Origin of the sequence: Corynebacterium aurimucosum, from assembly GCF_046895345.1 — a bacterium.
Taxonomy (GTDB): domain Bacteria; phylum Actinomycetota; class Actinomycetes; order Mycobacteriales; family Mycobacteriaceae; genus Corynebacterium; species Corynebacterium aurimucosum_G.
In genome coordinates, this window is record NZ_CP160096.1 from 1,440,429 (window position 1) to 1,458,524 (window position 18,096).

The 18,096-nt window shown below is 57.4% G+C and carries 18 protein-coding genes, 1 tRNA gene and 3 pseudogenes; 13 read left to right on the top strand and 9 right to left on the bottom strand.

Annotated elements, in window-relative coordinates; genetic code table 11:
• Positions 1–54: 54 nt before the first annotated feature.
• Positions 55–885: an aspartate dehydrogenase domain-containing protein gene (locus ABZS45_RS06895; protein ID WP_412099196.1), complete on the bottom strand. Its 831-nt coding sequence runs from the start codon at positions 883–885 to the stop codon at positions 55–57.
• A 320-nt stretch (positions 886–1,205) separates the two neighbouring features.
• Positions 1,206–1,397 carry a hypothetical protein gene (locus tag ABZS45_RS06900; RefSeq protein ID WP_347948909.1) on the bottom strand — a complete coding sequence of 64 codons (192 nt, stop codon included), beginning with the start codon at positions 1,395–1,397 and terminating at the stop codon, positions 1,206–1,208.
• 712 nt (positions 1,398–2,109) lie between these two features.
• Between ABZS45_RS06900 and ABZS45_RS06905 the strand changes: the two genes are divergently transcribed.
• The gene (locus tag ABZS45_RS06905) at positions 2,110–2,286 is read left to right on the top strand and encodes a hypothetical protein (protein WP_412099197.1); all 177 of its coding nucleotides are present in this window, start codon (positions 2,110–2,112) and stop codon (positions 2,284–2,286) included.
• A 17-nt stretch (positions 2,287–2,303) separates the two neighbouring features.
• Here ABZS45_RS06905 and ABZS45_RS06910 read toward each other — a convergent pair whose 3' ends face one another.
• The gene (locus tag ABZS45_RS06910; RefSeq protein WP_412099198.1) at positions 2,304–3,050 is read right to left on the bottom strand and encodes a metalloregulator ArsR/SmtB family transcription factor; all 747 of its coding nucleotides are present in this window, start codon (positions 3,048–3,050) and stop codon (positions 2,304–2,306) included.
• Between the two features lie 87 nt (positions 3,051–3,137).
• On the opposite strand from ABZS45_RS06910, the gene arsD reads away from it, so the two are divergent.
• The 6 genes and pseudogenes from arsD (at position 3,138) to ABZS45_RS06940 (ending at position 6,080) form a co-directional block, all read left to right on the top strand.
• On the top strand, positions 3,138–3,506 hold the full coding sequence (gene arsD, locus ABZS45_RS06915) for an arsenite efflux transporter metallochaperone ArsD (protein WP_286205852.1): 369 nt from the start codon (positions 3,138–3,140) through the stop codon (positions 3,504–3,506).
• A complete protein-coding gene (arsA, locus tag ABZS45_RS06920) occupies positions 3,506–5,257 on the top strand; it encodes an arsenical pump-driving ATPase (protein ID WP_412099199.1) in 1,752 nt (583 codons plus the stop codon). Before arsD ends, arsA begins: the two co-directional genes overlap by 1 nt.
• A 121-nt stretch (positions 5,258–5,378) precedes the next feature.
• Positions 5,379–5,498 (top strand): annotated as a pseudogene (locus ABZS45_RS06925) (IS3 family transposase); the annotation flags it as partial.
• Between the two features lie 76 nt (positions 5,499–5,574).
• The gene (locus ABZS45_RS06930) at positions 5,575–5,781 is read left to right on the top strand and encodes a permease (RefSeq protein ID WP_412099200.1); all 207 of its coding nucleotides are present in this window, start codon (positions 5,575–5,577) and stop codon (positions 5,779–5,781) included.
• On the top strand, positions 5,754–5,921 hold the full coding sequence (locus ABZS45_RS06935) for a hypothetical protein (protein ID WP_412099201.1): 168 nt from the start codon (positions 5,754–5,756) through the stop codon (positions 5,919–5,921). Before ABZS45_RS06930 ends, ABZS45_RS06935 begins: the two co-directional genes overlap by 28 nt.
• A gap of 30 nt (positions 5,922–5,951) precedes the next feature.
• On the top strand, positions 5,952–6,080 hold the full coding sequence (locus ABZS45_RS06940) for a hypothetical protein (RefSeq protein ID WP_412099202.1): 129 nt from the start codon (positions 5,952–5,954) through the stop codon (positions 6,078–6,080).
• Positions 6,081–6,204: 124 nt separating this feature from the next.
• Here ABZS45_RS06940 and ABZS45_RS06945 read toward each other — a convergent pair whose 3' ends face one another.
• Together ABZS45_RS06945 and arsB are read right to left on the bottom strand one after the other, a co-directional pair.
• A complete protein-coding gene (locus ABZS45_RS06945; protein WP_063279266.1) occupies positions 6,205–6,624 on the bottom strand; it encodes a low molecular weight phosphatase family protein in 420 nt (139 codons plus the stop codon).
• Entirely contained in the window at positions 6,621–7,739 is a 1,119-nt protein-coding gene (gene arsB, locus ABZS45_RS06950; protein ID WP_412101148.1) for an ACR3 family arsenite efflux transporter, read from the bottom strand. The genes ABZS45_RS06945 and arsB overlap by 4 nt, the downstream gene beginning before the upstream one ends.
• 86 nt (positions 7,740–7,825) lie before the next feature.
• Between arsB and ABZS45_RS06955 the strand changes: the two genes are divergently transcribed.
• On the top strand, positions 7,826–8,173 hold the full coding sequence (locus tag ABZS45_RS06955) for an ArsR/SmtB family transcription factor (RefSeq protein ID WP_239207748.1): 348 nt from the start codon (positions 7,826–7,828) through the stop codon (positions 8,171–8,173).
• Here ABZS45_RS06955 and ABZS45_RS06960 read toward each other — a convergent pair.
• Positions 8,081–8,344 (bottom strand): hypothetical protein, encoded by a 264-nt coding sequence (locus ABZS45_RS06960; protein ID WP_412101178.1) that lies wholly within the window; start codon positions 8,342–8,344, stop codon positions 8,081–8,083. The two genes, ABZS45_RS06955 and ABZS45_RS06960, sit on opposite strands and share 93 nt — an antisense overlap.
• Between ABZS45_RS06960 and ABZS45_RS06965 the strand changes: the two genes are divergently transcribed.
• Entirely contained in the window at positions 8,276–9,202 is a 927-nt protein-coding gene (locus tag ABZS45_RS06965) for an NAD(P)-binding domain-containing protein (RefSeq protein WP_412101149.1), read from the top strand. The genes ABZS45_RS06960 and ABZS45_RS06965 overlap by 69 nt on opposite strands.
• Before the next feature lie 1,527 nt (positions 9,203–10,729).
• Positions 10,730–11,146 (top strand): annotated as a pseudogene (locus ABZS45_RS06970) (IS256 family transposase); the annotation flags it as partial.
• Between the two features lie 38 nt (positions 11,147–11,184).
• Here the strand turns inward: ABZS45_RS06970 and ABZS45_RS06975 are convergent.
• Positions 11,185–12,377 (bottom strand): IS3 family transposase gene (locus ABZS45_RS06975; protein WP_412099203.1). Its coding sequence is split into 2 segments (ribosomal slippage): positions 11,185–12,095 and positions 12,095–12,377, totalling 1,194 coding nucleotides; the frame shifts between segments, so codons are not numbered across the junction.
• A gap of 69 nt (positions 12,378–12,446) precedes the next feature.
• On the opposite strand from ABZS45_RS06975, the pseudogene ABZS45_RS06980 reads away from it, so the two are divergent.
• Positions 12,447–13,247: pseudogene (locus ABZS45_RS06980) on the top strand (transposase); the annotation flags it as partial.
• Between the two features lie 143 nt (positions 13,248–13,390).
• Here the strand turns inward: ABZS45_RS06980 and ABZS45_RS06985 are convergent.
• Both ABZS45_RS06985 and ABZS45_RS06990 read right to left on the bottom strand, forming a co-directional pair.
• Positions 13,391–13,467: transfer RNA gene (locus tag ABZS45_RS06985), tRNA-Met, on the bottom strand.
• Positions 13,468–13,621: 154 nt separating this feature from the next.
• Positions 13,622–16,606 carry a UPF0182 family protein gene (locus tag ABZS45_RS06990; protein WP_412101150.1) on the bottom strand — a complete coding sequence of 995 codons (2,985 nt, stop codon included), beginning with the start codon at positions 16,604–16,606 and terminating at the stop codon, positions 13,622–13,624.
• A 123-nt stretch (positions 16,607–16,729) separates the two neighbouring features.
• Here ABZS45_RS06990 and ABZS45_RS06995 point away from each other — a divergent pair, with 123 nt between their 5' ends.
• Together ABZS45_RS06995 and ABZS45_RS07000 are read left to right on the top strand one after the other, a co-directional pair.
• Positions 16,730–17,320, top strand: a complete 591-nt coding sequence (locus tag ABZS45_RS06995) for a PPA1309 family protein (RefSeq protein WP_412099204.1) — start codon at positions 16,730–16,732, stop codon at positions 17,318–17,320.
• 93 nt (positions 17,321–17,413) lie between these two features.
• Entirely contained in the window at positions 17,414–18,094 is a 681-nt protein-coding gene (locus ABZS45_RS07000) for a beta-N-acetylglucosaminidase (RefSeq protein WP_412099205.1), read from the top strand.
• The last annotated feature ends 2 nt before the right edge of the window (positions 18,095–18,096 follow it).

Consider the following 18,096-nt stretch of genomic DNA (forward strand, 5'->3'; position numbering starts at 1 on the left):
TATTTACGGTGACTGTCGTGACGTAGTACTCCACCCTGCAGGGCACCACCTCCGCTACTGAAGCGGCCCCATTGCCTGTCTTAAAGTGTGCGCAACCGACAACGCCGTAATGGCAGAGGTCTTAGGATTCACTGGATGTGGAGAAGATTTGCTAACCAGAGAGAACGTACCGGCCGAGCCTGATACCTCGATGTCATGGCGTGTTTTAATCAGATTCGGAGAAGCAACTAGTTCCACCGATACGCGCTCGAGCGATCGCGCAAGCAACTCGTCATCGCTGGAGCCCCTGCCGCGAGTTGCCCAAGCAAGAGCAACGGAAACATTGACGTTGCCAGGGAATTGTGCAATCGCGTCACTAGGCCTGCCGCTGAAAAGTACAAACGGTTCTGTTGCGTTTACTAATTGCGCGCGCTCGTCATCATTCATCCATCCTTGAATGAGAGACTCCGCATTCTTGGTCGTCCGAATCCTTACGGTATCCACGGCATTCGACTCTGCTAATGCTGCCCACAAATCGAATCCGCCGATCGCACCGGAGGTGACGTGCACCTTTCCAAGCCCAGAAAGCAGCGCCTGGCGCGCGTCAGGATCGGCCAAAGCGCCTACCGAAGTCAACACCAGATCCTTGCCACGTGTAATCACCGCCGGTCCGTGTTCTTTCGCCGCCGCAACGCCTGCGCATTCAACCACGATATCGTGGGCATCGATGAGCTTCGGAAGATTGTCATCATAAAGTGCTACTCCCAGGGCACCGCGTTCCCGGTGCGTGGCAGCATCACGTACAAAGGCACTGACTTCGAATTCCGATGGGTCAAAAAGCGCCACCAATTGGCGCCCGATTGCGCCAAAACCAAGGAGTAAGACGCGTGGAGCCGAAGCAGACATGACAATCCTCCATTACCTTGCGGTTGATATGTGAGCCCACTCTATCCCCTTTAGTTCTTGCCACGGGATTTCTGGCTTGGGCTGGGGGTAAAGGTCTGGCCCTTAACCCTGGGCTGGCCTCGGGCTCGCCTCAAAACGAAGAAGAACCCCACCAGTCACGTTGACTGATGGGGTTCTGGAAGTTGGTAGCGGGGGCCGGATTCGAACCGACGACCTCTGGGTTATCGGATTACATTCGAGCCTAACAGGCGTTATTCGATTCTGACCATGCTGTTTAGAGGAATTTTCGATCATTTAGAACCATTGAGAATCATCCAGAATCATCCCTCTAGTGCACCATCTAGTGCACCACCTTCAAGTGCCGACTGCATGGCCAAAACGTCGGTAAGGTCCGTGTAGTTTCGGGCGTTCATGGCCTCAGTGTGACCAAAGAATGCGCTGCGAATCTCGGAGGCAACTCCGCGAGCGATTGCTCGGTTGTTGAGTACCGTGCGCCAGGCGTGTGATCTCATAGAAGAAACGCTCTGAACCAGTGCGCCCTCTGGGCTAGCATTGAACTGCTATCTACACTTTCCTAGGATAGGCACGAGAAAGGGGTTATGTTAATGAGACGCATGATGGCGCGGATAGGGTTCACTAGTATTGTCTCCCTATTACTCTCCTCTTGTAGTTTTGATGACCCATTGGCTTCTCATCTCGCGTCCGTAGAACGATCGGGACATGCAATCCCCGTTACTGAGTCCATCACACTGGAGGAACTCTACGGACCAGAGTGGACTGAGTTTTCGCTCGTGTGCCCATACACTCCGTATCAAACAGTCAAAGAAACACTTGTGGTTGATGATCCCCCTGTTCCAGAACACGGCTTCACCGAAGAGGCAAACTTCCTCTTTCTTAGAGGAAAGGGCGACAGCGAACAATGGGTGAGGTTCTCTCGACAGGCTCTCGATCTGTGTTCTCCATCAAGTCCGCCTTCTTTAATCATGGAGTCAACGACAGTTGCTCTCAGTTTTTCTCTGGATAATCCGGGTAGTGCTTGGACTCTAACCGGCTTGAACAAGTAGTCATATGGGCTCGCTGCTCCTGGGCAGTATCGGGAACACTCAGATTGGGGTCAGCGTGCACGCGACGACCGATGCAGCATCCTGTTTAATAAAGCACTTATAGAAAATATTTTCTAGTGATTGCGCATGCACGTCCACCACTAAGGAAAGACTGATACCCATGAAACCAATCAATGATCTACTCGCTACTCACGGTGTGCCTGTTTATGATCCTGACGATGCAACCTTAAGTAGTGGCGAGCACGCCCAGGCGATCATCGTCGCGGCTTTGAACGAGCAGTGGGATCGTCTTGACGGTGGCCAGCAACGGAGCATCGTGAAGTGCAAATACCCTTAGGGGTGCGCAGATTTTCCTTAAGAAATTCGGCTCAACAACTCTTTTACGCGCTTGGTAATATCGTCGAGGATTTCGCGTACGACCTCTGTGGGTTCCTCCGACGGATCAGCGATCTCCCAGTCTTCATAGTGGGTTCCGGGGAAAATTGGGCATGATTCGCCACATCCCATCGTGATCACCCAATCGGCCATCTTCACTTTCGCCGGATCCAGTTTTTCTGGCTGCGCAAACGGCTCTAACCCAATTTCGGCGAGGGCGTCGCGTACCTCGGGGTGTACTTCCTCAGCCGGTTCGGTGCCTGCGCTCATGATGATCACGTCAGATGTTGCTAGTTCTTGCGCAATGGCAGCTGCCATTTGTGAGCGACCAGCGTTTTGCCTGCAGGCGAAAAGGATTTTGGTCACGGCGGCTTCCTTTCGGCGTGTGGTTTGTTGAGGCACGTGTTTAGCAACAACGTCAAGGAATTGAGTATCAAAGTCCGAGGCGATCGAATAGTAGGCCCACTTACCCTGCTGTTCACGGCCTAATATGCCAGCATTTACCAGCTTGGTGAGATGGTGCGAAATGGTTGACCGGCTGATATTAAAAACCTCGGGGAATGAACATGCGCACACCGGGTTCGGTGAACAGCGGTATATGAACAGAGCCACTTGCAGCCGCGTGACATCACTAAGTGCCGCAAAAATACTCGTCACGTCCCGGCATCGTCCTTCGTCGGCAACTGCAGGTGCGGGGCAGCAATTCGGAGCATATTGGTTGGTCATGCAAGGACTCTATCACGTTTCGATAAACATCGAAACGTGATAGAGTTCGAGTCAGTACGGCAACCATCGAAATGCAAGGAGTTAATTGTGCGTCAAATCGATATTTATGAACCGGCTTTGTGCTGTTCTTCTGGGGTCTGCGGAACCGACGTAGACCAAGCTCTCGTTGATTTCAATGCAGCGTTGACCGCTTTGGAAAAGGAGGGTATTACCGTGACTAGGCATAATCTGGCGTCTGCCCCTACTGATTTTGCGACGTGCGAGCCAGTTCGCGCATATGTCGAGGTGGCGGGTGCAGACGGCCTGCCAGTTACTGTGGTCGATGGCACTATCGTTGCTACTGGTTCTTACCCGCAAGTCGATCAGCTCCGTCAATTCGCCGGGGTATCCCCGGAGGAAAAGACCACTTTGCCCGTCGTTGAGTCTGGCTGCTGTGGCGAAAGTGGGTGCTGCTAATGCCCCTTCCTGAACTGAGCACCAAGTTTGCGTTTTTCACTGGTAAAGGTGGAGTCGGAAAGACCACGGTTGCTTGTTCTCTAGCCACCCGTGCGGCAGGTGAAGGTAAACGAGTGCTGCTAGTGTCAACTGATCCAGCCTCGAACATTGGGCAGGTATTCGGCCGTGAGATCGGATCGGGCGGAGCAGAGCTAACCGACCTTGTGCCCGGCGCTACCAGCTTTGATGCGGTAGAGATTGATCCGGAGGCAGAAGCGGAGCGGTATCGCGAATCTATCCTGGGTCCGGTTCGTGGCTTGCTGCCGCCCGAGGTGCTAGCAACAACCGAAGAAACCTTGTCCGGTTCCTGCACCGTTGAAGTCGCTAGCTTTAATCGATTCGTCGATTATCTAACTAACGAAGACATTACTAGCCGCTATGACCACATCATTTTCGATACCGCTCCGACCGGACACACTCTGCGGTTACTGTCCTTGCCTGGCGATTGGTCAAGTTTCATTGATAAAGGCGCGGGCGATGCCTCGTGTTTGGGGCCGATGTCGGGGCTGGAGAAGAATCGGCAAACCTATCACGAGGCGGTCGCCGCTCTGTCTGACCCGGCACAAACTTCACTGGTTCTGGTGGCCAGAGCTCAAATCTCGACTCTGCAGGAAGCTAACCGTTCCACCGGTGAACTACTTGAGATGGGAATCAAACCGGCACTGTTGGTGATCAACGGCATCCTGCCAGTAAGCGCCGCTACTGATCAGCTGTCGGAGTCAATTTATGCCAGGGAGCAGGCATTACTTGATGGCCTTGCCACAAATCCTGAGCTGAGCGCGATCAATAGTATTCCAACGGTACGGCTCGAGTTGAAGGCTAACCCGGTGATGGGGGTAGACGGCCTATTACACCTGGGCGAGCCTGACGGTAATGAAAGTTCGAACGCGGGTCCCGCCCTAGAGCCGGGCTTGACGCAGTCCGTTTCAAATGCGCACGTTGATTTATCCGATCTGGTGGATGAGCTAGCAGAGGGGACACCGAAACTCGTCTTGTGCATGGGCAAAGGTGGGGTTGGCAAAACCACCGTGGCGCAAATGCTGGCATTGGAGCTCGCTAAGCGCGGCAAGCCGGTACATCTGTCCACCACGGACCCTGCGAATCACCTCGATGGTTCCCTCGAAGACAGCGTCAAAGGTTTGACGGTGTCATCTATCGATCCTGACGCGGTGACGGCTAGCTACCGAGAAGAAGTGCTCGCCAGCAAAGGCGCTTCTCTCGATGCCGACGGGTACGCACAGTTGGAGGAAGACCTGCGCTCCCCGTGCACAGAAGAAGTGGCCGTTTTCAACGCATTTTCTGAAGTCGTATCAACGGCCGAAAACCAGTGGGTTGTCCTCGACACCGCCCCCACTGGGCACACCCTGCTGTTACTGGACGCCACTGGGTCCTACCACCGCGAACTCATGCGTCAATCTGGACGTGACGATTCTGCGAGCACGCTCCAACACTTGCAAAATGCGGAAGTGACCCGGCCAATCCTCGTAACACTGCCAGAAACCACGCCAATGCTCGAGGCACAATCCCTCGCAGCTGACCTGTCGCGAGCAGGTATTGAGCCGTGGGCATGGGTAATCAACCAGTCGCTCCCTGCAACCGAGACCTCCTCACCGTTCCTGTTACGACGAGCCAATGCGCAACAGGAGGTAATTAATTCGGTCGTTGACCAGGCAGGGGTACAAGTGGTTCAACTACCCGTCATACCCGACTAAGAACTATGCAAATAACGATTTGCCGAAGCTAAGTCGTATAGGTCACCTCGTCTCTTCAGCCAGTTTTAAACTGTTAGATAGACGAGGTGGCCGTTTTTATTCTGAGACTTGAATAGCTTTGTTCACCGCTGCAGTCGACGAGTACATCCAGTGGTACAACACGCAACAACTCCAACAACGACTCAAGGGCCTGGCCCCGATGCAATATCGGAGTCAGACCCTTGAAACCCTAACCGCCTAGAATTAAACCAGTCCAGCTTTCGGAGGCAAGTTCAATCCGTCAGGCATGGGACGATCTGCGCCCCATGCTCCTTCCGATGATCATCGGCGTGGCCATCGGTGCATTCATCTACGGGGTCGTGCCCGAAGACGGCCTGAGATTTATGGCCGGTGGAAACGTCTGGTGGCTGATTCCACTGGCTGTGGTGATCGGTATCCCGCTGTATGTCCGACTGGAGACGATGCTGCCGGTCGCCCTGGCTTTATCGGGTGCCGGGTGGCCATCGGCCCGATCTTCGCGATGATGATCGGCGGGTCCGGGGCCTCGCCACCGGAAATCTCGATGTTGGCGGCAGTGCTCAAGCCGAAACTGTTGGCCACCTTCGTGATCACCATTCTGCTGGCGGCCATGCTGGCCGGCTACGCGATGACGATCATCCTCTAAACCACGTACCTCTAACGAAAGGAGACCCTCATGGGCTTCAAAGACCTGTTTCACACGAAGAATACGAACTCCGATTGCTGCAGTGTCGAGATCGTCGCCGACGACGACACCGACACCACCAGTGACCAGGAGGAGGAGCATCCGCAGGCTCAGTCCTAACCTGCCACGCTCCTGGTATCTACCAGCATGTCCGGTTTCAGGCCGACGACGCTGATGATCAGTTCAGGCATCAACGACCCCGCGCGAGTTCGCGCGGGGTCGTTGATGGTGTGAGGTGGGGTGGTCAGTTCTCGAGCAGCTCGGCAACGAGCCGGCGTACACGCGTGTCGATGTCGTCACGGACCAGACGCATGCGCTCGATCCCCTCTATCCCCCTCCTAGACGGCTCGTCGGTCACCCACCGTTCGCACGTTCCGTGGGCGTCGTCGGGAAGCTCCAGCTGGGCATCACCTCCCAGGATGATCACGCGGTCAACCTCGCGCAACAGCTGTGGATCTACACCCTTAGGGTGGCCTGCGGACATGTCGGCACCGGCCTCGGCGATGACCTCGACGGACTGGGGGTTGAGCTTCGTGCCGGGTCTCGTGCCGGCGGAGTGGATCTCGATCCGGTCACCAGCGTGCTTAGCGGCTAGGGCTGCGGCCATTTGGGACTTGCCGCCGTTGCCGACGCAAACGAACAGAACTGTTGGGTGGGTGCTCATGAGGTGAAGTTCTCCTTCTCGGATACAGCAGTCTGCGAGGACAGTGTCGAGGATACGGGTAGGGTCGGATCCTGGGGGAAGAGTTTCGGTCCCAGCCACCGCATGGTGTAGACCAGGCCGACAAGCACCGGGATCTCGATCAACGGGCCGATCGTACCGGCCAGCGCCTGTGCGGAGGTCGCCCCGAAGGTGCCGATGGCCACGGCGATGGCCAGCTCAAAGTTATTGCCCGTGGCCGTAAACGACACCGACGCCGACTGGGCGTAATTCATTCCCGACGCCTTCGCGGCAATCAGTGCGATGGCGAACATGCCGACGAAGTAGGCCAGCAGCGGCACAGCTACGCGGGCCACGGTCCACGGCTGGGAGGTAATCTGCTCGCCCTGCAGGGAAAACAGCAGCACGATGGTATAGAGCAGGCCGACCAGTGCCAGCGGGGAGATCTTCGGCAGGTAGGTGTTTTCGTACCAGGCACGGCCCTTGGTTTTTTCACCGATGATCCGGGAGGCCACTCCGGTGGCCAGCGGGATGCCAAGGAATACGAGCACGGAAACCACGATCGACCAGAAGGAAAATTCGGCCGAGGTAGTCTCCAGGCCCAGCCAAGCCGGCAGGACCTGGAGGTAGAACCAGCCGAGTACGCCGAGCATGATGACTTGGAACACCGAGTTAATCGCCACCAGCACGGCCGTGGCCTCCCGGTCACCACATGACAGATCACTCCAGACGAGCACCATCGCAATACACCGAGCCAGGCCGACGATGATCAACCCGGTGCGCAGTTCCGGCTGATCTGGCAGGAAGATCCAAGCCAAGGCAAACATGAAAGCCGGACCGACCAGCCAGTTGAGGACGATGGACACCGTCATCAGGCGTTTATCGGCGGCGATCTCGACGGCCTTGTCGTAGCGAACCTTCGCCAGTGGCGGATACATCATCACCAGGAGGCCAAGCGCTATCGGCAGGGAAATCCCACCGACCTCTAAAGCGCCCAAGGCGTCACTAATACCGGGGACCACCCGGCCGATGAGTAGGCCAGCGGCCATGGCCAGAATGATCCAGACCGGCAGGAAGCGATCTAAAAAGGTCATGCGTGGGCGGTTATCAACATTCATATTCATACGAGCCTTTCACAGTATTGACAAGCATCAATACAAAAAGTAGCTTTCATATTGATGTTTGTCAATATAGAATGGTTGGTATGACACTCTCGCAGACTCTCCCGCTGGCGGACTTGTCCGACTGTTGCTCACTGGGTGCTGGCCCCTTGACCAGTGTTGAGGCCGAACGCTACGCCACATTGTTCAAGGTGTTGGCCGATCCCGCCCGCCTGCGCTTGCTATCGCAGTTAGCGGCCGAAGGCTGCGGCCCGGTCAGCGTCGGGGAGCTGACAGAGACGTCGGGATTGAGTCAGCCTACCGTGTCGCACCACCTGAAGCGGTTGACCGAGGCCGGGTTATTGGACAAGGTCCGGGTCGGTCGGACGGTGACCCATCAGGTGCGCCCGGAGCTGTTCGCGGAGCTGCGCACCGTGTTGCAAATGGACTGAATCACCACCGACGAGAAGGAGATGACCATACACGTGACCAGCAAAGACTTCGAGGCGATCATTATTGGCGGTGGCCAGGCGGGGCTGGCCACCGCCTACTACCTGCTGCGAGCAGGCGTGGACATACTGGTCCTCGACGATCAGGAGGATGCGGGTGGGGCGTGGCGGCATGTGTGGCCATCAATGACGTTGTTTTCCACCGCGGAGTTTTCCAGCCTGCCGGGCAAGCCTATGCCAGCCTACGAGGGGTTTCCACCGTCGGACCATGTCATCGACTACCTTGCCGACTATGAGCAGCGCTACCGGATCCCCGTCGAGCGCCCCGTGCACGTGGACCGCGTCGAGCGGGTGGCTGGAGGCTACCGCCTCCACGCCGGTGATCGGTCGTGGACGGCTCCCCATGTCGTAGCCGCCACCGGTACCTGGTCTACTCCCTTCGTTCCGGCCTACCCGGGATTGTTTACCGGCACGCAGTGGCATTCGGCGAACTATCCGGGGGTGGGCCCCTTCCGGGGGTCGTCCGTGGCTGTGGTGGGGGCGGCGAACTCCGCCGCGCAGATCGCCGCCGAGCTCACAGGTGTTGCCGAAGTCACCTGGTATACCCGCCATCCACCACGGTGGATGCCCGATGAGGTCGACGGGCGGGTGCTGTTTCGCCGGAACCGGCAACGCGCCCTGGCCGTCCAGCGCGGCGAGACCGATCCAGGGGCCGACTCGGAGCTCGGCGACATTGTCGTGCTGCCTCAGGTGCGCGCTGCCCGCGACGCCGGATGGTTGGCGGCGACGCCGATGTTTAACTCCCTCAACGAAGTACGGGCCGATCATCTGATCTGGTGTACCGGGTTTCGGCCGTCCCTCGGGCCGGTGCGCCGGCTCCTGGACGGCACGACCCCAAAATACCCGGGCCTGCACCTGGTCGGTTACGGCGACTGGACCGGCCCCGGATCCGCCACGCTCACCGGGGTAGGCCCCTACGCCAAGCAGACCGCGCGGACCATCGCGGACTCATTCGGCATGACCGTCAAGTAATCCCCGCCTGGCTGACAACCCCGAGGGGCATTCTGTCGTCAGCACAACGAGAGGAGTGGAGTTTCGATCGCTGCAGGAAACACCGGCACCTCATCCTCCGGGGGCCGAAAAGTGTTCCACATCTTCCCGCCCGGCGGAGTTTGAATGTGATCTGATCCGGGGGCGGAGACAGGCCGGTCTGGAGCCTGCCTGGGTTCGTGGCCGCACGGAAAGCCGGCCACCACTGCTCAGCGGGGACAAGCTGCGCACCGCGCGGGAAAATCCGCGAGAAGATCAGTTACTACCCCTGAACCCTCGCGGTGGCGTGTAAGAAGTCGGTATATCTATCGCCGGGACATCCCAGCTCTTCGGCGACCGCATCAGCAGTGCTTACTCCGACTTTCTCGTACTCAGCCAACCTAGCGATTACCCGTCCCTGTGCTCAGGCCTGTTCCCACTCAGCTTCAGGCATAGTCAGGTGTGATGTCGCAGCAATGTCCGTGTGGCTGCTGTCCATCCCTGTCTCCTTGCGCCCGGGAGCTCTGACATTTTCAGCCTAGTGCACACGAGTACTGACCGGATGGTGTTCCGAAGCCGTCGTCACAACCCTGGTCACCGGGGCCATCTGTGCCAACGCCTTCTGACTCTGACAGTAATTCTAAAACTGTTTTTTGAGGTGTACTCCATCGTTTCTCCTTATACACAGACAACGGCTGTCTAGTTCCCTGGTGGCTGTTTTCTGACCACAGCGATCGTGGCTTGCATCCCGCCATATGGAAGTTGTCTTTGAAGGCTAGGCTACAATTTCAGGGTGGAATCACAGCTAGTCGCCTACATCGATGAGTCCTCCGCCCTTAGACCCCCAGACCGGCAGGAGTACATGGTGTGTGCAGCCATCATCGACACTCAAGACTTGGAAAAAATACGCGAGGAGCTGCGTCCACTACGACTTCCTGGCCAGATCAAACTTCACTGGACCGACGAACGTAATAGCCGACGCCGAAAAATCGTGGACACCCTTTCTGAGATCGACTCCATGCAAGCGATCATCACCCACCGGAGTGAAGTGAGCAAGAAGACGGAGAGGCACCGCAGGAAATGCTTGGAGCAGATGTACCTCGAGCTCTCCGAGATGCACGTCCACAACGTCACTTTGGAAAGCCGGCAAGAAGCACAAAAACAGGCGAGACGTCGCCCATATAGTTGCCCTGCAGGGCCAGGGACAAAGTGCTGGCATCCGACTGCGACACGTACGCGGTGGCGATGATCCCCTGCTCTGGATTCCAGATGCCGTTCTGGGAGCACTGAACTCCGTCCATCTAGGGGAAGAGCAGTACTGGGAGAAGCTGCACGAGAAAGTGATCCTCAACCGTCCGGCTTAAGGGACATTTCGTGTGGATAAACCGATACGGATTTCCGGGGCAGCCTGGGATAATGCGGTGATCTTGATTTTGGATCGGTTCCAACGGCCCGATCTGTGAAATCAACACTGGATAGTCCTAGGTCTGTGATAGGAGGACTGCTGCTGGTGCGGTAAGGCCAATTCCTATGGCTAATAGGAATCGGCCGTCGTGTGACATGTGCGGCCATGGACTGGTTAAGAACGGCAAGACCGCGGCAGGAACCCAACGCTGGCTATGTCCTAAATGCAACGTTTCATCGATTAATACCCGCGCACACACCAGCGAGATTCGGCATTTCAAAATCTTTATTGACTGGATTCTTTCCGGCGAATCTGCAGACCATTTAGCCAAGCGCCTTGGGGTAACAAGGCGCACGTTGACCCGGTGGTTCAAGCTGCTGTGGTTTATCACCGTGCCCACGTCTACTGACCCCTATCGTGTTTATGACCAGGTCTTTATCGACGGCACCTACTTTCACAAGAAATGCCTGCTGGTAGCCTGCACCGAAACACACGTCATCGCCTGGCACTGGTGCCTGCGTGAAAGCTCATACGAGTACCTGGGGCCTGACCCCCGGAAAGTAGACACGTCGGGGGTTAGCTATGCTGCTTGGGCCAGTGTAGCTGATGTGAATGCTTCGAAGGTATCGGGGGCTAGAAGATTGCACCAGGAGTGCCGTCTGTGCGTGTTGTAGCGCATGCACCATCGGAAGACTTCTTGGCGGCAGGTAATGGGATTGTCAAAGACTTTCCGATCACGCAGAACTTCACGCTTTAGAGTGGCGTTAAACGATTCTGCCAGGGCATTATCGGCACTCGTTCCCACCGCTCCCATGGATTGGCGAACACCAAGCTGGGTGCAGTGGTCCCTAAATGCTTGTGAGGTGTACACACTGCCGTGATCAGAATGGAAAATTGCCCCTTTCAGGCTTCCGCGGACTTTCCTTGCATGAGATAAAGCTTCGATAACCAGCGATACCCGCATGTGATCGGCGAGTGCATGGCCGACAAGTTTGCGCGAGTAGACGTCGATGACCGTGGCCAGGTACATGTTCTTGCCTCCCTTACACGGCAGGTAGGTGATATCGCCTACGTAGACGTGGTTCGGCCTATCAGCTGTGAATCTGCGGCCTACTAAGTCTGGCATGACTCGGTGGCCAAACTTTCGTCTGGTGGTGATGCATCGACGGCGTTTAGTAAAGCCTTTCAGCCCCATGGATTTCATGATGCGTGCGACCTTCTTGTGATTTATCGGAGGAAAGTCCGTATCGTCGTTGAGACTTGCAGCGATGCGTTTAGCACCATAAAGCCCGTGCTCATCATCGAAGATGGTCTTGATTCTCGCACCAATAAGGGCATCGGAACACGTCTTTAACCTGCGTTTTTCGCGGGTGTTGGCCCATTTGTAGAACGAGGAGCGATTGAGCTTTAACACGTGGCACATCCGCTTGACCGAGTATTCGGTTCGATGGTCATCGACAAACTGGAAGCGGATTACCAGCGTGTCTCTTCGGCAAAATATTTCGCGGCCTTGCGCAGGATGTCGCGTTCTTCACGAAGCTTCGAGACTTCTTTTTCTAGCTGGCGGATCCGTTCAGAATCAGTCGTCGCCTTCGCCTTGTCACGCATGGTCTTCGTGCGGGCACGCTTGCCGGTGCCGTACTGCTTAAGCCAGGAATAAAGTGAGGAACGATTGACTCCAAGCTCTGCTGAAGCCGCGTGAAGTGAGAGGTCCTCATTGTTTTCGTAGAGGGCCACAGCATCACGTTTGAACTGTTCGGAGTACCTAGGCATGGTGGTAGATTACCTTTCTTCCCAACCCAACCGGGCTGGATATCAGGTGTCTACCAAACAGGGGTCAGGTCCCTGAAACTGCTCGACAAAATCGCGCAACCACTCATCGTCACCACCGACGGGGCAGGCGGAGCGCTCAAGGCACTGCGCATTAAATGGCCCGACGTTGCCATTCAGCGCTGCCTAGTTCACGTCCAGCGCAACACTTTTGCTGATATCAGCCGCAACCCGATTCACCCAGCGCATAAAGCAATCCGGAAACTGGGCTACATGCTTATCCAAGTACACAACCGTGAAGATGCTGCGCGGTTTACCGCTGCAGTCCACCACACCCGCATCACCTTTGCTGATTGGCTTAAAGAGCGCACCTACCGCAGTGCTATACCGGCAGGCCAAGTACCGAAATGGGTCAGCCCCAACCAGAAATGGTGGTACACCCACCGCAACGCCCGCAGGGCACTAAAGCGGTTAGAAAAGCTCATCCATGTTGGACAGCTATTTACCTTCCTTGACCCGCCTGAAGGCGTCACACAAGACTTAAAAGCCACCACGAACCTACTAGAAGGCGGCATCAACAAACAGCTCAAAGACCTAGCAGGAAACCATCGTGGCATGTTCGATGAGCATCAGCGCATCACCATGGACTGGTGGCTCTACACCCACACCGAAGACCCTGTAGCGCCACTGGAGTTAGCCAAGCAACAAGACTTCGGACGCCAAGGAGAAAAAGCAGCACGCGCAGCCTGGGCAAAAGAAGAACTCAAACGACGCGGCCACCCAGACGGGCGACCTGCCACATTCGATACCGGCATCGACAATGAGTGGAACCCCAGCTTAGGCGTAAGAAAAGGCTGGGCCGGACGCTCCTAAATCCACACGAAATGTCCCTTAGTGCGACACGCCGCAAATCCACACGAAATGTCCCTTAAGCCCATCTAGTGCACCAAATGGCGATTTGGACAGAAAATGAAGAAGGCCCCTACCAGCGTTTCCACTGGTAGGGGCTTGGAAGTTGGTAGCGGGGGCAGGATTCGAACCTACGACCTCTGGGTTATGAGCCCAGCGAGCTACCGAGCTGCTCCACCCCGCGTCGAGATGTACTTCCGAACATCAAGCGCTTCAGCACACTGTGGTTAGTCACTGGGATTGTTACCCCGTGTGCCGGCGACTCATGTAACTATACAGATGCAATGGCGCCTACCCAAATCCCCTGGGCAGGCGCCATTTCTCCGGACTATGTGGAGTTACTTCTGAGACTGCAGCGAGCGGTAGTCCTCCACTGCCTTGTCCAGCTCGTCCAAAGCCTTGCCGTACTCCTCAAAGGAGCCGTCCTTGGCCTTGTCCACGCCATCGAGAGCCTTGTTGATGGCGTCGATAGCCTCGCCTTCGTTAGATGCCCTCGGAGCGGAGGCCGGTGCAGAAGCGTCGGAGTCCTTAGCGTCCTCTGCATCCTTCTTCTCGCCATCGGTGGATTGCTCATCCTTCTCCGTCTGCTTACCGGAGTCACCCTCAATTTCGGTGATGTCCTGGGCTGCCTTCGGGTCGATGCCGACCTGTTCCAAGGCCTCACCAATCGTCGGGGCATAGCCCACGCGGCCCTTGTAGGACACCAGCACGCGCAGCAGCTTCGGGAACGCAGACTCCTGCCCCTTGCGCTGCGAGTAAATCGGCTCCAAGTAGAGGATCTCTCCCCCACCCACCGGCAGGGCCAGCAGGTTACCGTTCTTCAGGTCATTCGAGCCCTGCCACAGTGTGCGGTCACGAGCCACCTGATCAGAAGACATCATGGCGTCCTGCGCCTGCTTCGGACCTTGGGTCTGGGTATTCGTCGGTAGCACGCGCACGGTGATATCACCGTAGGTATCCGGGTCGGAGGATACCGCCATGTGCGCAGAGAGGAACTGACGGTTCAGACCGCGGTAGGAGGTGATGAGTTGGAAGCTCGGCTTGTTGGTCTCCGGGTCGGAAGCCAGCACGTAGTACGGCGGCTGGTTCAGGCCCTGAGATTCACCGGCGGTGGGGTCCTCTGGCACAGACCAGAAGGCGTCGTTATTGAAGAAGACGCCCGGGTCATCTACGTGGTACTTGGCCAGCAGGTTGCGCTGCACCTTGAACATGTCCTCCGGGTAACGCATGTGTTGACGCAGCTCGTCGGAGATCTCCGACTCGGGCTTGACGACGCCCGGGAAGACACCCTCCCATGCCTTAAGCACGGGGTCTTCGGTGTCGAACTCATAGAGGTCGACGGTGCCATCGTAGGCGTCGACAGTCGCCTTGACGGAGTTACGGATATAGCCCACCTGATCGTTGACCAAGCGCTGCGTCGTGCCCGTCGGGTTCTGTGCGTCCTGGGTGGTCTCCGTCAGGGAGGTGCGCTGCGAGTACGGCAAGGAATCCAGCGTGGTGTATCCGTCCACGATCCACTTGACGCGGCCGTCGATAACCGCCGGGTAGGTGGAGGAATCCGTCGTCAGCCACGGGGCGACCTTCTCCACGCGCTCGCGCGGGTCGCGGTCATAGAGCAACTTGGACTCCGGCCCCACGCGGTCCGACAGCAGGAAGTTGAGTTCCTGGTACTTCAGCGCAAAAGCAGTGCGGTCAACGATGTTTCCGATGTCGACGCCACCCTTACCGTCGTAGGTGTAGGTGGAGGTATCGGTGTCATATTCGACGTCCTCATCACCCGTCTTGCCCACGATGGCGTAATCCATACCATCCTGGGCGCTAGCGATAACCGGGCCGAAGTAGGTTCGCGGCTGGTCTACCTTGATGCCGAGGGATTCTTCAGCATTCTGGGTTTCGCCCTCGCCCTCGGCGTCCTTGCCCGCCTGGGTCTGCAGGTCCGCCACAGTAAAGATGGGGAAGCCACCGCGCGCGGAACCTGCGTCACGAGCCACCTCATCGACGGTGTTGGCCTGCGCCGCAATGAAACCATTGCCGTGGGTGTACACGGTATGGCGGTTAATCCAGTTCTGCTGGTTTTCTTGCAGCTCGTTCGGATCCAGCTCGCGGGCAGCGACCACGAAGTCACGCAGCTCGCCGTCGATCTCATAACGATCCATCGCCAGGGTTTCCGGGAAGCCGTAGAAGTTCTTCAGCTGCTGCATCTGGGTGAACGTCGGAGCCAGAATGTCTGGGTCCAGCAGGCGCAGGTTGGAGATGGTGGAATCATCCGAGGCAACCTTGTCATCGGAGACCTCGTCGGCACCCCAGTTTTCCTCATAGGTCACCTTGTCGTCTGTGAGCCCATAAGCAAAACGAGTGGACTCGATGTTGCGGGAGATGGACTCCGCCTCTTTAGCCTGGCGGTTCGGGTTAACGGAGAAACGTTCCATGATGAGTGGCCAGCCCTGGCCGATGACCAAAGAGGACAGCACCATGAGCACCACGGCCAGACCTGGAATACGCAGATCCTTAATCACCACAGCAGAGAAAATCGCCACGGCCACGAACACGCCAATGATCATGAGAATGATCTTTGCCGGCAGGTAGGCATTGATGTCCGTGTAGGAACCACCCGTAAACAGCGAGTGCTGGTTGTACAGCAACTCGTAGCGCCCCAGCCAGTAGCCAGCCACCTGGAGCAGCATCCAGATACCACCGGTGACGGCGAGCTGCGTGCGGGCCGCCTTCGACAACGAACCACGCACGCCAGCGGCGCGATTGCCCAAACGAATGCCGCCAAGAATGTAGTGCCCCACAAGTGCGATGAGGAAGCACACTGCGACCAACATGGAAGCAGCGTTGACCAGCATTGACCACACCGGCAAACGGAAGGCGTAGAAACCGAGGTCGTGGTTGAACTGCGGGTCCGTCACCCCAAAGTCATGAGAATTGAGGAAGAGCATGACGGTCCGCCAGTTGGCTTGCCCCAACAGTCCGGAGACGACGCCGACGAGGACTGGGATGACCTTGAGGAAGACACTCATCGTGCTCTCAATGGACTTGCGGTACTGATAAACGGGGGAATTGAAGTCCGCCATGTCCATCGAGTCACCGCGCCCCCGCCACACAATCAGGCCCGCAACGTACGTAACAGCCGCTGCTACGAGGCCGAAGAGGATGAAGAGGACGATGCGCGTGATCAGGGTCTTGGTAAAGACCCCGCGGTACTCAATCGCGCCGAACCACTTCCAATCCGTATAGAAGCCCACCAACATGGGGCCAATGAACAAGAGGACCGCGATGATGGCGACAACCCACGAGAGAAATTTGGGCGGACGTTTCATCGGGGCGGCGGGTCGGTTGAGTCCGGAAGCCAACTCCAGCTCCAATCAAGTGTCGTGCGAATATAGAGGTATCAAGCTTCTAGTCTAGAGAAGCACTATGACCGTCAACGAACAAGGACGCTTATGAGTTCCCAACCTTCCTCCCAGCCCGCTGTACACCGCGCGCTCAACAAGGCGATGCGCGAGGCCGTGGATTTCATCCACGCCGAAGGCTGGGATGCGCCTCCTACCCTTTTTGCTCTCGTCCCCACTGAGCTGGTGGCCGCCCAGCTTGGGGACGTCGATGACTCCTCTCCCCTCACCCTCGTGGTGCAAGAGTTGCCGGAAGGCATCGAACCGGGATCGGAGCACCTCGCGGACTACGTCTCGCGGCTAGCATGGCCGCGGGAGATCGCCGGCGTCATCCTAGCCCAGGAGATCATGTTTAAGGACACCTCGGACGCCGCGCTTGGCGGCGCCCGCCCCGCCCGCCTCTTCTCCGGAGTCCTGCGGGCTACCGCCCTGGACGGAAGCTCCACAGCCGATGCGGAGAGTGTCGACAACGATGGCGCGGAGCTGACCCTGCTGCAATTGCGTCCGACCGAGGAGGAGTTAGCGGAGGCCGGCCCCTTCGCAGAGGACGATATCCAATTGCGTGGCGGACCGAATGTGGCACCGGGGGTCATCGCTGCGCTGCGCTACGGGTTGGAGCAGGATCCGGAGGAGATGCTCTAATCGGCTCAACCTCTCATCGACTAAACTCAGACTGCAGTGGCCATTAGCGCTCAGCTCTCGGGGCTGGGCACACAATTGATAGAGGAGTCTCTCGTGCGCTTGACATCCCGCTTCACCGCCGCAGCTTCGGCCGTGCTTGCCACCGGCTGCCTGCTCTCCGCATGTGGGAAGGACGATGCCCCCTCCCCTGACCCAGCGCCTGCGAGCGAAGCAACCACCGCCGCCGCGGAGAAGACCAGCGCGCCGGCCCCGGCGACGTCCGCCGAGGAATCCGAGACGACCTCTCCTGCCGCATCCGAGTCTGAGACCAGCTCAGACGCGAAGGATGAATCCTCAGCCCGCAGCTCCACCGACCGCAAAGACAAAGACAAGGACGCCAGCGAGTCCGCGGAGCCCAGCGGGGCGTTTAATGCTTCCGTGGAGCAGGCTTATGAGATCTTCGGTGGGCTCGTCCCGGAGGAGATCTTCGCTCAATTCGACCGCTGCGATCCCAATGGCGTGGCGGACTCCTTCAACTGTTCCGGTTCCGAGGTAGGCCAGTTCCAGTTCTTCAAGTCCAAGACCAAGGCTTCCCAGACCACTCAGGTTCTCACCGAGCTGCGCAGCTCTCGTGTCATCGAGGACAGCGGCAACCGCGTCGTGGGCTGGTCCATGTTGGGCAACACGGCCATCCTCACCGTGGTGGATAACGATGAGGGCCTCATCATGCAGCAGATGATTTCCACGGACCAGGACGATCCGGAAGAGCGACTCAAGGAGCTAGGCCTGGTTTAGAG

What these genes read in the sequence shown, in the direction of transcription:
- ABZS45_RS06895 (WP_412099196.1), bottom strand. Translation starts at nt 885, where the DNA reads ATGTCTGCTTCGGCTCCACGCGTCTTACTCCTTGGTTTTGGCGCAATC.
- ABZS45_RS06900 (WP_347948909.1), bottom strand. Translation starts at nt 1,397, where the DNA reads ATGAGATCACACGCCTGGCGCACGGTACTCAACAACCGAGCAATCGCT.
- ABZS45_RS06905 (WP_412099197.1), top strand. Translation starts at nt 2,110, where the DNA reads ATGAAACCAATCAATGATCTACTCGCTACTCACGGTGTGCCTGTTTAT.
- ABZS45_RS06910 (WP_412099198.1), bottom strand. Translation starts at nt 3,050, where the DNA reads ATGACCAACCAATATGCTCCGAATTGCTGCCCCGCACCTGCAGTTGCC.
- arsA (WP_412099199.1), top strand. Translation starts at nt 3,506, where the DNA reads ATGCCCCTTCCTGAACTGAGCACCAAGTTTGCGTTTTTCACTGGTAAA.
- ABZS45_RS06930 (WP_412099200.1), top strand. Translation starts at nt 5,575, where the DNA reads ATGATCATCGGCGTGGCCATCGGTGCATTCATCTACGGGGTCGTGCCC.
- ABZS45_RS06940 (WP_412099202.1), top strand. Translation starts at nt 5,952, where the DNA reads ATGGGCTTCAAAGACCTGTTTCACACGAAGAATACGAACTCCGATTGC.
- ABZS45_RS06945 (WP_063279266.1), bottom strand. Translation starts at nt 6,624, where the DNA reads ATGAGCACCCACCCAACAGTTCTGTTCGTTTGCGTCGGCAACGGCGGC.
- arsB (WP_412101148.1), bottom strand. Translation starts at nt 7,739, where the DNA reads ATGAATGTTGATAACCGCCCACGCATGACCTTTTTAGATCGCTTCCTG.
- ABZS45_RS06955 (WP_239207748.1), top strand. Translation starts at nt 7,826, where the DNA reads ATGACACTCTCGCAGACTCTCCCGCTGGCGGACTTGTCCGACTGTTGC.
- ABZS45_RS06960 (WP_412101178.1), bottom strand. Translation starts at nt 8,344, where the DNA reads ATGCCGCCACGCCCCACCCGCATCCTCCTGATCGTCGAGGACCAGTAT.
- ABZS45_RS06990 (WP_412101150.1), bottom strand. Translation starts at nt 16,606, where the DNA reads ATGAAACGTCCGCCCAAATTTCTCTCGTGGGTTGTCGCCATCATCGCG.
- ABZS45_RS06995 (WP_412099204.1), top strand. Translation starts at nt 16,730, where the DNA reads ATGAGTTCCCAACCTTCCTCCCAGCCCGCTGTACACCGCGCGCTCAAC.